The organism is Caloranaerobacter longqiensis (assembly GCF_050286925.1).
Taxonomy (GTDB): Bacteria; Bacillota; Clostridia; order Tissierellales; family Thermohalobacteraceae; genus Caloranaerobacter.
Genome location: NZ_JBFWFX010000013.1, coordinates 25,979 through 42,180 on the forward strand (window position 1 = coordinate 25,979; position 16,202 = coordinate 42,180).

Annotated in this window: 13 protein-coding genes; 11 read left to right on the forward strand and 2 right to left on the reverse strand. The window is 30.1% G+C overall.

The genetic code is table 11. The features are described 5' to 3' along the window. The first annotated feature begins 27 nt into the window (after positions 1–27). Complete coding sequence (locus tag AB4Y15_RS10465) at positions 28–1,359, forward strand: radical SAM/SPASM domain-containing protein (RefSeq protein WP_427340329.1); 1,332 nt, start codon at positions 28–30, stop codon at positions 1,357–1,359. Between the two features lie 43 nt (positions 1,360–1,402). Here the strand turns inward: AB4Y15_RS10465 and AB4Y15_RS10470 are convergent, their stop codons facing one another. Beyond that, positions 1,403–2,206 (reverse strand): hypothetical protein, encoded by an 804-nt coding sequence (locus AB4Y15_RS10470; RefSeq protein ID WP_427340300.1) that lies wholly within the window; start codon positions 2,204–2,206, stop codon positions 1,403–1,405. 298 nt (positions 2,207–2,504) lie between these two features. Between AB4Y15_RS10470 and AB4Y15_RS10475 the strand changes: the two genes are divergently transcribed. The 3 genes from AB4Y15_RS10475 to AB4Y15_RS10485 all read left to right on the forward strand — a co-directional run bounded on the left by AB4Y15_RS10475 (position 2,505) and on the right by AB4Y15_RS10485 (position 4,782). Further along, a complete protein-coding gene (locus AB4Y15_RS10475) occupies positions 2,505–3,359 on the forward strand; it encodes a DMT family transporter (protein WP_427340301.1) in 855 nt (284 codons plus the stop codon). 95 nt (positions 3,360–3,454) lie between these two features. After that, positions 3,455–3,646, forward strand: a complete 192-nt coding sequence (locus AB4Y15_RS10480; protein WP_427340302.1) for a hypothetical protein — start codon at positions 3,455–3,457, stop codon at positions 3,644–3,646. Between the two features lie 110 nt (positions 3,647–3,756). Next, positions 3,757–4,782, forward strand: coding sequence for a LacI family DNA-binding transcriptional regulator (locus AB4Y15_RS10485; RefSeq protein ID WP_427340303.1), 1,026 nt, complete (start codon positions 3,757–3,759; stop codon positions 4,780–4,782). Between the two features lie 41 nt (positions 4,783–4,823). Here AB4Y15_RS10485 and pgmB read toward each other — a convergent pair whose 3' ends face one another. Further along, positions 4,824–5,471, reverse strand: coding sequence for a beta-phosphoglucomutase (pgmB, locus tag AB4Y15_RS10490; RefSeq protein ID WP_427340304.1), 648 nt, complete (start codon positions 5,469–5,471; stop codon positions 4,824–4,826). A 199-nt stretch (positions 5,472–5,670) separates the two neighbouring features. Here pgmB and AB4Y15_RS10495 point away from each other — a divergent pair, with 199 nt between their 5' ends. The 7 genes from AB4Y15_RS10495 to AB4Y15_RS10525 all read left to right on the forward strand — a co-directional run bounded on the left by AB4Y15_RS10495 (position 5,671) and on the right by AB4Y15_RS10525 (position 16,135). Next, complete coding sequence (locus tag AB4Y15_RS10495) at positions 5,671–7,947, forward strand: glycoside hydrolase family 65 protein (RefSeq protein ID WP_427340305.1); 2,277 nt, start codon at positions 5,671–5,673, stop codon at positions 7,945–7,947. A gap of 300 nt (positions 7,948–8,247) precedes the next feature. Further along, on the forward strand, positions 8,248–9,237 hold the full coding sequence (locus tag AB4Y15_RS10500; protein ID WP_427340306.1) for a LacI family DNA-binding transcriptional regulator: 990 nt from the start codon (positions 8,248–8,250) through the stop codon (positions 9,235–9,237). A 47-nt stretch (positions 9,238–9,284) separates the two neighbouring features. Beyond that, entirely contained in the window at positions 9,285–10,175 is an 891-nt protein-coding gene (locus AB4Y15_RS10505; protein ID WP_427340307.1) for a carbohydrate ABC transporter permease, read from the forward strand. Beyond that, the gene (locus tag AB4Y15_RS10510; RefSeq protein WP_427340308.1) at positions 10,172–11,008 is read left to right on the forward strand and encodes a carbohydrate ABC transporter permease; all 837 of its coding nucleotides are present in this window, start codon (positions 10,172–10,174) and stop codon (positions 11,006–11,008) included. Before AB4Y15_RS10505 ends, AB4Y15_RS10510 begins: the two co-directional genes overlap by 4 nt. Positions 11,009–11,033: 25 nt before the next feature. Next, entirely contained in the window at positions 11,034–12,257 is a 1,224-nt protein-coding gene (locus tag AB4Y15_RS10515) for a sugar ABC transporter substrate-binding protein (protein WP_427340309.1), read from the forward strand. Between the two features lie 128 nt (positions 12,258–12,385). Beyond that, positions 12,386–14,704, forward strand: coding sequence for a glycoside hydrolase family 65 protein (locus AB4Y15_RS10520; RefSeq protein ID WP_427340310.1), 2,319 nt, complete (start codon positions 12,386–12,388; stop codon positions 14,702–14,704). Between the two features lie 426 nt (positions 14,705–15,130). Continuing rightward, positions 15,131–16,135, forward strand: coding sequence for a LacI family DNA-binding transcriptional regulator (locus AB4Y15_RS10525; protein WP_427340311.1), 1,005 nt, complete (start codon positions 15,131–15,133; stop codon positions 16,133–16,135). The last annotated feature ends 67 nt before the right edge of the window (positions 16,136–16,202 follow it).

A 16,202-nucleotide genomic window follows, 5' to 3' on the forward strand; every position in this document is an offset into this window, starting at 1 on the left:
TAATAAAAGGGGGAGGTCTTTGTGAAGATGGCTAAAAAATTATTAAGCACAGTAGTATTAAAAGAAGGATTGAACTATATTGAAAAAAATCCTATGGAGAATTTATCAAAAATATTAGATTGGGCAGATAAAATAGCAAAAAAAGAAAATCATAAACAAAGTATAAAATCTTTAAGAAAAATATGTGAGGATCCAGATAATAACTGGAATATGCTAATAAGGAGAGTTTTTACCGAAATTAATCCTGAAGTAAGAAAGAAGACGTTGATTAACTTTTTTATTAATTCTGGATTAGTAGGTATACCTATAGCAGACAATTTTAGAAAGGAGCTAGATATTAATATTCCTTGGGCTATTTTAATGGACCCAACAGCGAAATGTAACTTAAATTGTATAGGATGCTGGGCTTCTAACTATAATAAAAAAGATTCATTATCAAATGAGTTACTAGATAGAATTATAACAGAAGGCAAAGAATTAGGTATATATATGTATATATATTCTGGAGGAGAGCCATTAGTCAGAAAAGATGATTTAATTGAAATAGCAGAAAAGCATAATGATTGTATGTTCTTAGCTTTTACAAATGCAACATTAGTTGATGAAAAATTTGTAAAAGAATTATCAAGAGTAGGAAATTTTGCTTTGGCTATAAGCGTTGAGGGTTTTGAAGATGAAACTGATATGAGAAGAGGTAAAGGTACGTTTAAAAAAGTTATGAAAGCAATGGATTTATTAAAAGAAGAAGGAATAGTTTTTGGCTTTTCAACTTGTTATCATAGTAAAAATGTAGATGTTGTTGGTTCAGAAAAATATTTAGATTTAATGATTGAGAAAGGATGTACATTTGGATGGTATTTTACATATATGCCTCTTGGAAAAGATGCTGCATTAGATTTAGTTGCTAGACCAGATCAAAGAGAATATATGTATCAATTTGTACGTAAGATGCGAGAGAAAAAACCGATATTTATACTTGATTTCTGGAATGATGGAGAGTTTGTAAATGGATGTATAGCTGGAGGAAGAAATTACTTCCACATAAATGCTAATGGAGATGTTGAACCTTGTGCTTTTATACATTATTCAAATGTTAATATAAAAGATGTTTCATTATTAGAAGCATTGAAATCACCAATATTTATGGAATATAAGAAGAATCAACCTTTTAATAAGAATCATCTAAGACCATGTCCTTTGCTTGATAATCCTGAAAAGTTAAGACAAATGGTTCATAATTCTAAAGCACATTCTACACAACCTATAGATAAAGAACCTGTTGATGAATTAACAAAAAAATGTGAAGATATTGCAGAAAAATGGGCTAAAACTGCTGAAAGATTATGGGCTGAGAGATAAAAATAGATAGTTTTTTAAAAAGAGTAGACGATTCGTCTACTCTTTATATTTGTTCGATACTATCTCTGCGATCAATATATAATTCAAACATAAGTACATCAAAAAATAATTCGAATATAGTAGTTATTAATATACCTAAAATTAGTATAGCAGGTTTAATATTTGTGCTGTTGAAAAAGTATGGAAGATTGATTGTTTTAGTATTTTTAAATGAAAATCTGTCAGAGCTTCTAAATTTTAAGTTTTTATTATTACTAGTAAAAATATTTTTCAAAATTTCAATGAGTAAAATTATACCAAAATGTTTTTTTGCAAAATGCATACTTTTGTTTAGAGCATCAAAAATATTACAATCTTCATATATCATAATAACTTCCCACATACTTATGAAAATTAAAAAAACAATTATTGCTATGGATGCTATTATAACAGATATTATTTTTAATCCAGTTGTAATCAATATAATCATTGGTATAATCAATATTAAACCTAAGGCAAAGATTAAGGCGAAAATCGCTAAGGAGCCTAAAAATGCTCTTACAAAGAATTTTCTTGCACCAATTAAAATATCATTAATAGATGTATCTCCTTTTACTAGTGACTGTTTAATCATGTACATTTTACCTGTTTCTAAAAATAAGTTAATTAAAGCAAACAATATTATTACTATGGTGGTTTTTGCCATTATGTAATTAGAGTTACTAATAATTACATTTTTTATTGATAAAATCCACAAAGCTAAAAAAATAGTAATTGTAATTTGTATAATTATTGGAATAAATAGGATAGGTTTTGAAAAAATTTGTTTAAAACTTTTTTTACTGTAGCCAAGAAAATTATCGTACATTGAAATCCCCCTTAAATTGGTTATATATACTATTTTATTATATAAATCCACAAAACGCCATAGTAAATTTAATTTTTTATAATCCATAGGAAATTATAAACTGCATTAATTTATAGGAGCGTGTCCAGCAAAGCTGTAATTTGCTTACTAGTGAAAGTCTAGGTAGTTGCCAAGGAGCCTGAAATATCTTCCTTTTAATTTATTTAAATTGAAGATTTTGTTCATAAATTATATAGGTTGGTTGAAATATATATGAATAGATTATAAAATATGATTAGTTTAAGTAAGGAGGTTTTTTATGGAACGCAGAAAGATAGGTATAATATTAATTCTATTATCATCATTATTTTTTGCATTAATGGCAGCTACAGTAAAATCATTAGATAATATTCCGGTGGCAGAAAAAATTTTCTTTAGAAATTTACTTGGTATTATTGTTTCAACATATATTATTTTAAAGAAAGGTAAGAAAGTATCAGGAAATAACAAGAAATTGTTATTTTTAAGAAGTATATTTGGATTATTAGGTGTAGCTTGTTATTTTTTTGCTTTATCAAAAATTCCTTTAGCAGATGCAGTAATACTCAATAAATTGTCACCTTTTTTTGTAATCATATTATCAGCGATTTTTCTAAAAGAAAAGTTTAATAAAATGCAAATGATATCTTTGATAGTTGCTTTAATTGGAGCTGCTTTTGTTATTAAACCACAATTTAGTTATACTATTATACCAGCTTTTATAGGGCTTTTATCTGCATTTTTTGCAGGTGCTGCTTATACAACGATAAGGCACTTGAGGCATACAGATTCACCGGAAATTATAGTTTTTTATTTTACATTATTTTCAACATTAACTATGATACCTATTATGGCTTCAGGGTATTTTGTTTTACCGACTTTAAATGATATGATAAAACTGATTTTATTAGGAGTATTTGCTACAACTGCACAATTTCTAATGACTAATGCATACAGATTTGCTCCTGCAGGTGAGCTTTCAATTTATACTTATATGAATATTGTTTTTTCTATGTTGTTGGGAATTGTAATTTGGTTTGAAATACCTGATATTTTTAGTTTGATAGGTGCTTTTCTTATAATTACAGCTGGAGCGATCAATTATTTTTCAAATAAGATGAAAAAGATTTCATAAAATTAAAAATGTATTTACTTACAAACAAATTTTAATTTAATACTTACGCTGTATATTATTTTTCCAGCATCAAATACTAACAATGAGGTGGTTATATGATAAGGAAGGATAATATACAGCAAATTGAGTGGAAATTTGCAGATCTAGGTGCAGTAGAAGATATTCCAGAGCTAAAATTTAAACTTAAAGAGTCTAGAAGTGAAAAAATTAAATCGCAAACTATACCAGGAACTAAAAATTTAATAAGTGCAGGAGCTACAGGAAGTAAACCGAAAGAAAGAGAGTGAAAACTCTCTTTTTTTGCATGAATTTGCATTGATGAAAAAATTATAGTAAAATTATACAAAATCGATTTAGATTAGTTATATCTATTTTAAAGATAGAAGGATGTGGTTATATGGGAAAAGTAAGAAATGTAACAATAAAAGATGTTGCAAAAAAAGCAGGCGTATCAATTAGTACAGTATCTAGAGCCTTTAATGATTATAGTGATATTAAACCTGAAACAAGAAAGAAGATATTGAAGATAGCTGACGAGATAGGATATAGTCCAAGTCTTTTGGCTAGAGGAATAAGAACTTCTAATAGTAGAAGAATAGCTATTGGCATAGAAGATTATGATGTAGAAAAACCAAATTATTCTTTCCTTTACAAAATAATTATGGGTTTTAAGGAATATGCTTCTAAACAAGGTTATGAAGTTGTTTTTCTTCCTAATTTAACAAAGAATAATAAAAATAAATTGCCTAAAATAGTTAAAGACAATCATTTAGATGGGATATTTCTGATGGGACTTAAATTAAGTGATGAATTTTATAAACAAGTTCTTAAAGGTGATATACCATGCGTTTTATTTGATATTCCTATAAACAAAGGTAAAGTAGGTTTTGTAGGAACTGACAATATTAAAGGAACAAGCTTAGCAATGGGTTATTTTATTCGTAATGGACATAGAAAAATTGCGTTTATTAATGGTCATGAAAACGCATATGTAAGTCTTCAAAGATTGGATGGATATTATTTATCTTTAATGAAGAATGAAATTCCTATAGATAAGACATTGATTTATTTTGGTGATTTTACTGAAAAAAGTGGTAGAGAAGGGATTAGAAAGCTGTTTAATGAACATGATGATATAACAGCTGTTTTTGCTGCTAGTGACCTTATGGCAATAGGTGCAATTTCTGAATTGAAAGAGATGGGTAAAAAAATACCAGAAGAAGTTGAAGTTATTGGTTTTGATGATATTGAACTAAGTTCTTATATAAGTCCTAAGCTTTCAACAATAAGGCAAGATACTTATAAGCTAGGAGCTTCAGCTGCTACACTTCTAATTAATATAATAAATGGACAGCAAATAAACCAGATAGTGATAGAACCAGAACTAGTTTTAAGGGAATCTACTAGAAATAAGAATGTTTAAAGCCCTTTGACATATGATGAGTCTCAAAGGGCTTTAGTTCTTTAAAAATTGATAATATCGATTGTTAAACTATTAGTGTCAGGTATAACTTTATCTGCTTCTTTTAGAACTTCCTCAGAACCAATTCCTATAGCATACATTCCTGCTTTTTTAGCTGCTTCAATACCTGCTTTTGCATCTTCGAATACAACACATTCATTAGGCTTAACATCTAAAGCTTCTGCACCTAAAAGGAATACTTCAGGGTCTGGTTTTGCTTTAGTTATTTTATTACCATCGATGATAGCATCAAAGTAATCAACCATTTTGATACTATTTAAGATAGTCATAGTATTTTTACTTGAAGATCCTATTGCAACCTTGATATTTGAATTTTTTAGTTCATTAATAAACTCTTTAACTCCTGGTAGTATTTCTGATTCATCCATTTTTGATATTAATTCTCTGTACCAGTTATTTTTCTTTTCAGCCAACTTTAATTTCATTTCATCATCAACTTTGATATTACCTATATTAAGAAGTATCTCAAGCGATTCCATCCTGCTAACGCCTTTTAATTTCTCATTATCTTTTTCAGTGAAATCAAAGCCAAGCTCGTTAGCAAGTCTTTTCCAAGCTAAGTAGTGATATTTTGCAGTATCAACAATTACACCATCTAAATCGAATATACAAGCCTTAATTTTAACCATAAAAATTCCTCCTTTTTATAAAATCTTATCTTATTATATCAGAAACGATTTTGATATTAAAGAGTTATGTGTACTTTTGTGAAATTTAGGTACAGATCTAGTTTATAAGAAAATTATTTTTGTTGTTGTCAAACAGGAATGTTTGTTATATAATAAAACAACCAAAAACGTTTACGAAAATTATTTCCGGAGGTATGGTATGGAGAAAAAACTGTGGTTCATCGAACAGAATGATTATGATGTAAAAGATAGCCCAAAGTACGAAACTATATTTACATTAGCTAATGGGTACAGAGGGCTTAGAGGTTGGTTAGAGTTTTCTAACTATGGTTTTTGTGGTAATTTTATTGCAGGAGTTTTTGATAAATCTGATGCTCAGGTTATTGAAATTGTTAACAGCCAGAATCCTCTAGTCTTTAATTTATATGTTGACGATGAGTTGCTGGATATTGGCAGATGCGAAATTCTAAATTTTAAAAGATATTTAGATATGAAGGATGGTATTCTTTATACTGATGTTGAAATAAAGACTTCGAAAGGAAAAATTACAAAAATATGTGCAAAAAGATTTGTAAGCAAAAAAAATGTTCACAGATGGGGTGTTGAATATAAAATAACACCTATTAATTATTCAGGTAAAATTTACGTTGAAAATGTAATTGATGGTACTGTAACTAATGGTAATTATCATCCAGTTGATAAAGTTAAACACATTATGGTTAAAGAAAGATATGATCTTAATCCTGGTATAGCATTAGAAACACGTACAATGGACCAAGGTATAGAAATAATAGAGGGAACAGTTATTAAGGTACTAGATGATACAATTTTAAAGAATAGAAAGTATGGAGTTTTTGGTGAAAAAGTAAGAGAACTTTTGGAGTTAAGAGTAGAAAAAGGGAAAGAATATACACTACAAAAATTTGGTACAACTTATACATCAAGAGATACAGATGATAATTTGATAAATATTTTGACAAATGAAATAAAAAACTTTTATGAGCAGGGGTTGGAAAATGAAATAAAAGCTCATGTTAAAGCTTGGCAAGAGATTTGGGATAAGATCGATATTGAAATAAAAGGAGATGACCAAGCTCAATTAGGGATTAGATTTAACATATTTCAGTTATCTTCATCAGCATATGACCAAGATGATAGAGTAAGTATTGCGGCTAAGGCACTGCATGGTGAGGGTTATAAAGGTCATATTTTCTGGGATACTGAGATTTTCATGCTTCCATTCTTCATATATACTCAACCAGAAATTGCAAGAAACTTATTAATGTATAGATATAATACTTTAGATGGAGCTAGAAAAAATGCAAAACTTAACGGTTACGAAGGTGCTCAATTTCCATGGGAGTCAGCTGATGATGGTTTAGAAGTAACTCCTAAGTGGGGAGTAGATTATGATGGGAACCCTGTAAGAATTTGGACTGGTGATGAGGAGTTCCATATTAACTCAGATATCGCGTTTGGTATTTGGGAATACTATAGAGCTACAAAAGACAAAGACTTTTTAATTAATTATGGTATGGAAATTCTTCTTGAAACAGCAAAGTTCTGGATAAGTAGAGTAGAATATAACGTGGATATGGACCGATATGAAATAAATAGAGTAATAGGTCCAGACGAATTTCATGAACACGTAAATAATAATTTTTACACAAATTACTTAGCTAAATGGAATATTGAAAAAACACTAGAACTTGTTGAATGGTTAAAAAGAGAAGATATTAAGGTCTATGAAGATTTACTTAATAAATTAGATATTAAGGAAGAAGATTTTAAAGAATGGAAAGTAGTAAAGGATAAGATTTATATACCATATTCAGAAGATGGCAAACTAATTGAGCAGTTTGAAGGGTATTTTGACTTAAAAGATATTGAAATTACACAATATGATGAAAATGGCATGCCTTTATGGCCTGATTTACAAGGGTATAAACTAGGACAAACCCAATTAATTAAGCAGCCTGATGTTGTTATGTTGATGTTGTTGTTGGGGAACGAATTTGATAAAGAAACAAAAAGAATCAACTATGAATACTACGAAAAAAGAACAATGCATAAGTCTTCATTAAGTCCATCAATGTACTCAATAATGGGACTTACAGTTGGGGATACACACAATGCCTATAAATATTTTATGAAAACTATATTAACAGATTTAGAAGATAATCAAGGTAATGCAGGATTTGGACTACATGCTGCATCTACTGGTGGTTCATGGCAAAGTGTGGTGTTTGGATTTGGAGGATTACATGTAGACAAAGAACAGTGCCTTTGCTTGAACCCATGGATACCAGAACATTGGGATAAATTAACTTTTAACATTGTTTGGCATGAATCTAAAGTGAAAGTTGTTGTTACGCAAACTGAAGTTAGAGTGACAAGTACAAAAGATTTTGTTATTAGAATTTATGATGAGAAATTGAAAGTTAACAAAAATAAGGAGTTGATATATAGAAGATAATATGTATATTTTTTTATAATCCATAGGAAATTATATACCTTATTAAATTATGGATAATTTTAAATATAATTTCCGTTTATTGATATGGGCAAAATCTTCCTTAATTTATTTAAATCGAAGATTTTGTTCTAAAAGGTATTTCAACAATAGGGATGAAAAGCTAAATTAACTCTAGTCGTGTTCATTGTGACTAGAGTTTTATAATGTAATAAGAAATTTTCAGAATAATATTGACACCAAATAGATTTGTTGATAAAATAACTTATGTAAAACTGTAAACGATTACATAAGGTGATGGAAATGAGTGTGAGTATAAAAGATGTAGCGAAATTATCAGGTGTTTCTGTGGCAACTGTTTCAAGAGTTTTAAATAAAAGTGGATATGTGAGTGAAGAAACTAAAAAAAAGGTCATGGAAGCAATAGAGAGGACAGGTTATAAACCAAATGCAATTGCAAGGAGCTTAAAAGTTAAAAATACTAGGACTATAGGAATAATGATACCAGATATATCAAGTCATTTTTTTCCTGAAGTTGTAAGAGGGATAGAGGATATTGCAAATCTTTATAACTACAACATAATACTTTGCAATACCGATTTAGATAGAGATAAAGAAGAAAAATATCTAGATGTACTAGCAGAGAAACAGACTGATGGAATAATATTTATGAGTAATACAATTACTGATACTTTAGCTGAAAAAATCAAAAAAACGGGAATAGATGTTGTTTTAATTTCTACTGATTATGAGGACATGCCATCAGTAACTATAAATAATATGAAAGCTTCAGAAGATGCTGTCAAATATATTATTAAAAAGGGATATAAAAAAATAGCCTTCATAGGTGGACCGATGGACGACCCAAATGCTGGTCTGCCAAGATTTAATGGGTTTGTAAAAGCTCTTACAGAAGGAGGATTATCCCTTAATAGAGAGTATGTATGTGAAGGCGATTATAGATTCAAATCAGGCTACAAGGAAGCAAAAAAATTATTAAAATTGCCTGATAGACCTGATGCGATTTTTGCGGCTAGTGATGAAATGGCTTTAGGTGTTATAAGAGCTGCATTTGAGATGAAAATAAGAGTACCAGAAGATTTAGGTGTAGTAGGTTTTGATGATATAAATATATCAGAAATGACATTTCCTTCACTTACTACTATTGCACAGCCTTTATATGATATGGGTGCAATAGGGATGAGACTTTTAACTAAGATTTTAAATAAGGAGAAGATTGATTCTTATAAAATAATTTTGGAACATAAACTTATAGTTAGAGAAAGCTGCTGAAATTTTTTTAAAGCGTATGTAAACGATTACATAAAGGAGGTTATGTGGTGAAAAGGTTCATTAAAAAATATCATCTAGAAATACTGTTAATTCTACCTCTTGCTTTATATATCTTTTATTTCACGTTAATACCAGTATTACAAACTATTAAGATGGGTTTTACAAATCCAATAACTGGCAGCTTAAGTTTAGAAAATTACAAATATTTATTTGAGAGAGAAGACTTTAGGAAGGCTTTTGTTAACACTTTTGTGATATCTATTTTGGGGCTTATAATGCAGCTTACAGCTGGTTTAATACTTGCACTTATGCTTAAAAAAGAGTTCAAAACCAAAGGAATATTTAGAGCAATAATCTTGACACCTATGGGGGTACCTACTTTAGTTTCGGGTGTAGCTTTACTATATATATTTGATACTCAAGGTTATTTTAATGAGTTATTATACAGGATTACTGAAGGCTTGAAATATATTGGATTAATTGCTGAGACGTACAGGTTTGTACCTATTGATTGGGCAAGTGGTGGTATAAGAACAATACTCATGATAGCATTTGGCGATATGTGGAAGGTAACCCCTATAGTAACTTTATTATTACTGGCTGGATTAGAATCGATACCTTTAAATGTATATGAGGCAGCGCAAATAGATGGAGCTTCCAAATGGCAAACATTTAAAAATATAACACTACCTTTACTTAAACCATCTATTACAATGGCTGTAATCCTAAGGTCCGTTGACTTGTTTAGAATTTTTGAGCTTCCAATGATATTAGCAGGAAAAACAGTTCCTGTATTAGCAACATATGCGTTTGAAGAATATAGAGTTTATAATAATCCTAATGTGTCTGGAGCTGTTTCTACTATTTTACTTGTTATTATATTGATATTTGTATTATTATATCTAAAATTTGTCGATAAAGGTGAGGGATTAGCATGATGAGTTCAGTTAAAAAAGATAGATTTGGAAAATTTATTGATATATCTTTTTTCCCCCTTCTTATATTTTTTTCATTGATAATGTTAATACCTGTATATATCTTGGTCAAAGTATCAATTAGTGAGCCAGTAGATGTACTTACACAACATCCAACATTTTTAATTAGGAATTTTACTTGGGATCATTGGATAAAGGTGCTAACCTCTGGTAAATTATGGCCAGCTTTTAGAAAAAGTTTTACGGTAGCAACAATAACTGCGATATTTGCAATAATCATAGCAACACCTGCTTCATATGTAATTTCAAGATTGCCTAAAAAAGTTAAGTACATTGTAATATTAGGGCTTTTTTTCACTAGGATGTTTCCAAATGTGGGTATAGCTTTACCGATAGCTGTAAAGTTCTTAAAATGGAATCTTATGGATACCTATATTGGTCTTGTGTTGGCTCACTTGATTGAACAATTACCCTTTATTACATGGATACTTGTAGGTACCTTTGAGGTTATACCTGTCGATTTAGAAAAAAGTGCAATGATAGATGGAGCCTCAAGATTGAGAGCTCTTATGAGTATAGTAATACCAAACGCAGCTCCTGGAATTGCAGTAGCGACTTTATTTGTATGGCTAAATTCATGGAATGAATTTACTTATGCATTATATTTATCGCTGTCTGAAAATACTTTACCTTTACAAGTTTACTATTATGTTAATAGAGGTGGTTTCTTTCAAACTGCAACATATGCAACAATACTAACCATTCCTGTAGCTGTTATCACTTATGCTCTTCAAAGGTATCTAAGATCAGATTACCTTGGAGGAGCAATCAAATAAAAATAAAGTAAGGGGAGGATTTTTTATGAAGGCTAGAAAAATGTTAGCATTACTCATTATTACTGTGCTTGCTTTTATAACATTAGCTGGATGTGCAGGCACAGAGAAAGCGAATGAAGAACAGAAAGTACTTAGAGTAAGTATGGCTCTAGGAGAGTCAGAGTGGGAAGTAATGAAAAATAAGGTATTCCCAATATTTGAAAAAGAAAACAATGTTAAAATTGAAGCTGTACAAATTGAAGCTGCAGACCTTATTACTAAGCTAGAAGCTATGCACAAAGCTGGTAAGATGGAAATTGATATTATTACTCAAGACAATATGCAATTAGCACAACTTGTAGAGAAAGGATTAGTAGAAGATTTAAGTGAATACAGAAACATGATACCTGAAAATGTTATTAAAGCGTTAATACCAGTTGGAGAATTTAATGGAAAGTTATATTTCATGCCATATAGACCAAATGTAGAAATTAACTTCTACAATGAAAAGAAATTTAATGAATATGGAATTAAGCCACCAACTAATTGGGATGAACTATTAGAGGTTGCAAAAACTTTAAAAGAAAAAGAAGGCATTGGTAGAGTGGCTATAAAAGGAACATTAGATGGAAATACAACTGTACAATTGTTTGAATTCATAAGACAAGCTGGTGGAGATCCACTAGTATTAAACGATGAAGGTTCAATTAAGGCATATACTTTCTTAAAAGAATTATGGCCATACTTGTCGCCAGACAGCAAAAAGGCAGATTGGAATACTATGAACAAATACTTAGCAACAGAGTCTGTATATTATGGTGCTAACTGGCCATTTGGAGTTAATGTAATTGTAAGAGATGGTGGCAAGAAGGAAATAAAAGCGCATGATGGGTTTGCAGGACCTGTTAAGAAATCAAAAGTTCTTGGTGGGGAAGTAATAGGTATACCAGTAGGATCACCTAATAAAGAATTAGCTGTTAAATTTATGCAGTTCTTAATGAGTAAAGAAACTCAAGAGATATTGGTTACAGAAATGGGTTGGCCTTCATGTAGAACTGATGCGTATGGTAAAGTTGAAGAGTGGCAAAAACCTTATTTTGAAGCAGTTAAAGAAGCTCTTAAGGTTTCACAGCCTAGACCAAATGTAACATATTGGGATACAGTTGATAAAGCTTTAAATGATGCGTTTAGAGAAATTGTAATTGAAGGTAAAGATGTAAAAGCAACACTTGATAAATATGCTAAAGTTATAGCCGATGCTAAGAAGTAACAAGAGGGCATATCTTGAGATATGCCCATAGCTCTATTTTATTGCCAATATATGTAAACGATTACACGTTGACAAAGTTGCATTATTAATATTGAATTAGCTTCAATATCTAGGAGAGGAGGCAAATTATGAGGGAGTTTCATAAAAATAAAATAGCAATATACGAATACGATGAATGGAAAATCATAGAAAAAGAATTTAGTGAGAAAACAAATCAAAGAAGTGAAACTATTTTTTCATTAGGAAATGGTTATTTAGGTATAAGAGGTAATTTAGAAGAAGGTTATTCTGGTGACCCTAAAACTAGTCTAGTGGGTACTTATATTAATGGAATTTATGAATCAGAGCCAATTATGTATGGAGAGTACCACTATGGGTATCCTCTTTGGGGACAAACAATGATAAATGTTACTGATTGGAGACTTATCAGCTTTTGGATTGATGATGAAAAATTCGATATGTTAAAGGGTTCAATTAAGGATTACAGTCGTACTCTTGATATGAGGAATGGAAAACTTACAAGGGAGCTTATTTGGAGAAGTCCTAAAGGTAAGGAAGTATATGTAAATATTGAAAGATTTGTGTCACTTACAAATAAACATCTAGCTGCAATAAGATTTATGATAAAACCATTAAATTTTGATGGTGAGATTACCTTTGTTTCCGAATTAGATGGAGATGTGAGAAATAAAAACTTGAGAGAACAAGCATTAATAGTTATAGATAAGTGGATAGATGGAAAACTAGGATACATTCAGCAGAAAACTAATAGAACAAAATTTACTATAGGATGTTCAATGTATAATGATTTTTATTGTAAAGGCGAAGATATAGAATATTCGTTAGAAAAAATAGAGGAAGACAAAAAGATTGGAAATAAAATAGTTTTTAAAGCTAAAAGAAATCAGACATATGTTCTAGACAAATATGTAAACTTCTACACTTCTAGAGATGTAGTTGAAAATGAAATCATGAATTATGCTAAAGAAGGGGTTCTAAAGGCTAAGGCTATAGGGTATGACAATCTATATAATGAACATAGAGAATATCTGCTTAGATTCTGGGAAGATGCTGACATTAAGATAAAGGGAGATATAGCCTTACAACAAGGGATAAGATTTAACAGTTTTCAATTATTACAATCTGTTGGAAGAGATGGTATTACTAATATAGGGGCAAAAGGTCTAACGGGTGAAGGATATGAAGGTCACTATTTCTGGGATTCAGAGATATATATACTACCATTTTTCTTATACAGCAAACCGGAAATTTCTAAAGCATTACTAATGTATAGATATAATACATTAGATAAGGCACGTGAAAGAGCAAGAGAGATGAGAAGTAAAGGGGCATTATTCCCTTGGAGAACAATTAATGGTGAAGAAGCTTCTTCATACTTCCCAGCATCTACTGCACAATATCATATTGATGCTGATATAACCTATGCTATCTATAAATATGTTGAAGCAACTGATGATATTGACTTTCTAATAAATTATGGAGCAGAAATCGTGTTTGAAACAGCAAGAATGTGGGCTGATAGGGGAGGATATATACCTCTTAGGGATAATAAATTCTGTATTAATGAAGTTACAGGACCAGATGAATATAAGCCTTGTGTTAATAATAATTGCTATACTAACTATATGGCACGTTTTAATTTGAATTATGGGGTATATGTAGCTGAACTGTTGAAGGCTAAATATCCACAAAAATATGAGGAATTAAAGGAAAAGATTAATCTCAAAGAAGAAGAACTTGTAGAGTGGAAGAAGGCGGCAGATAATATGTACTTACCTTATGATGAAAGATTAGGAATAAATCCTCAAGATGATAGTTTTCTTTATAAAGAACCATATGATGTAGATTCAATTCCTGTTGAGGAAACGCCGCTTGTTACAAACTGGCATCAACTAAATATTATGAGATATCAAATATGTAAACAGGCTGACGTTATTTTATTAATGTTCTTGCTTGGAAACGAATTTGATATTGAGTTAAAAAGGAGAAATTATGATTTTTATGAACCAAAAACTACACATGACTCATCACTTTCAGCATGTGTATTTAGTATTATTGCTTCAGAGATTGGATATAAAGAACAAGCATATAATTATTTTATGCAAACAGCTAGAATGGATTTAGATGATTATAATAATAATGCTCATGAAGGAATTCACACTGCTTGTATGGCTGGAACATGGGCAAGTGTTGTAAATGGATTTGCTGGAATGAGGGTATACGATGGTGTGTTACATTTTAATCCATATTTACCTGATAAATGGGAAAGCTATGAGTTTAAGATAAAATACAAGAACAGACAGATAAGTGTTAAGGTTGAAGAAAATTTGATTACTTACAAATTACTTTACGGTGATGATATAGTAATATGGCATAAAGGAAGTAAGGTGGAGCTATCAAAATTGAAACAAGTAAGTCTAACATAGTTATTAAATTGAAATGATAGCAATTCTTATGATGAGGGATGTCTATCCCTCATTTTAGACTGTAGGCAAAATAAAATATTTATGAAAATAACGCTCATGCGAAAGAATTTAGAAAAAACTAAAGGCTTAAATTTTTAGAAAATCCTAACGCACCTAATCAAGACGTCCTGTCTTGTAGGATGCTGGCTTAGCGTCCTGCTAAGCCTACGGATTTTCTCAAAAATTTTCACCAAGTTTTTTAAACTAAATTCTTTCAAGCATTAGCTTTTATTTTCATGTATTTTTTAAAAGGTTAACTTTGTCAACAAGCTATAATGAGGGATGTCTATCCCTCATTTTTATCTGTAGTAATTAAAAAACTATTGCAAAATTTAATTGACTGTATTATAATTAACAATGACAACGTTGTCATTTGGAGGAATAAACATGAGAAATGTTACTATGTCTGATATAGCAAAACTTGCAGGTGTATCAGTAAAGACAGTATCTAGAGTGATAAACAACAGTAAAAATGTTAAAGAAGAAACTAGACAAAAAGTATTAAAGGTAATAAAAGAACAAGGATATCAGGTAAATATCCTTGCAAGAGGACTTAGACAGAAAGAAACTAAAACTATAATAGTTTTTATAGACAAGCATAGTGGTGGGTATTGGAGTATATGGCATAATGAGATTGTACAAGAGTTAATTAAACAGTCAAAACAGAGAGGATATAAAATAGTTATTTCGCCTTCTTCTGCAGAAGGATGTTTAGACGATGACACAGATGGTTTTTATCTATTGAAAAGCAGAATGGCAGATGGGGCGATTATTTTTGATAATATTAAAAACGATATTAGAATTGATTATTTGAGAGAGAATGAAATCCCATTTGTAATTATTGGTAAAGATATTACTTATTCAGATACTTGTTATGTTGATTTAAATAATTACAAAGCTGGATATATAGGTGGAAAGTATTTAATAGATAAAGGATATAAAAATATAGTTTTTTTTCTAGGAGATGAAAACTTTATCGTTAATAAAGAAAGAAGTAAAGGTTTTTTAGATGCTTGTAAAGGGAATACTAATATTAAGCAGTCTGTATTATTTAATATAAGTAGTTTAGATATTGCATATAAAGAAACAGTCAAGATATTAAGAAAAAATAAACCTGATGCATTCTTCGTATCAGGGGATGAACGAGCATTAGGAGTTTATAAGGCAATAAAGGAGAGTGGGTTGTCAATTCCAGATGAAATTGCAGTATTAGGGATTGATAATATTCAGTTATGTGAATATGTTTATCCAGCTCTATCATCAATAGATCAACCGAAAGAAGAATTTGGTAGTCAAGCTATTAATATTTTGCTTGAGTTAATAAATAAGAAGTGTAAGATCACAAAAAGAGTACTTATAGAACCGAGGTTAGTGCTTAGAAATTCGACTTAGTTCTTTTTTTTAATCATGACAACGATAGACAAAGTTAATTAAGCCAATTATAATTGGCTATAAAATA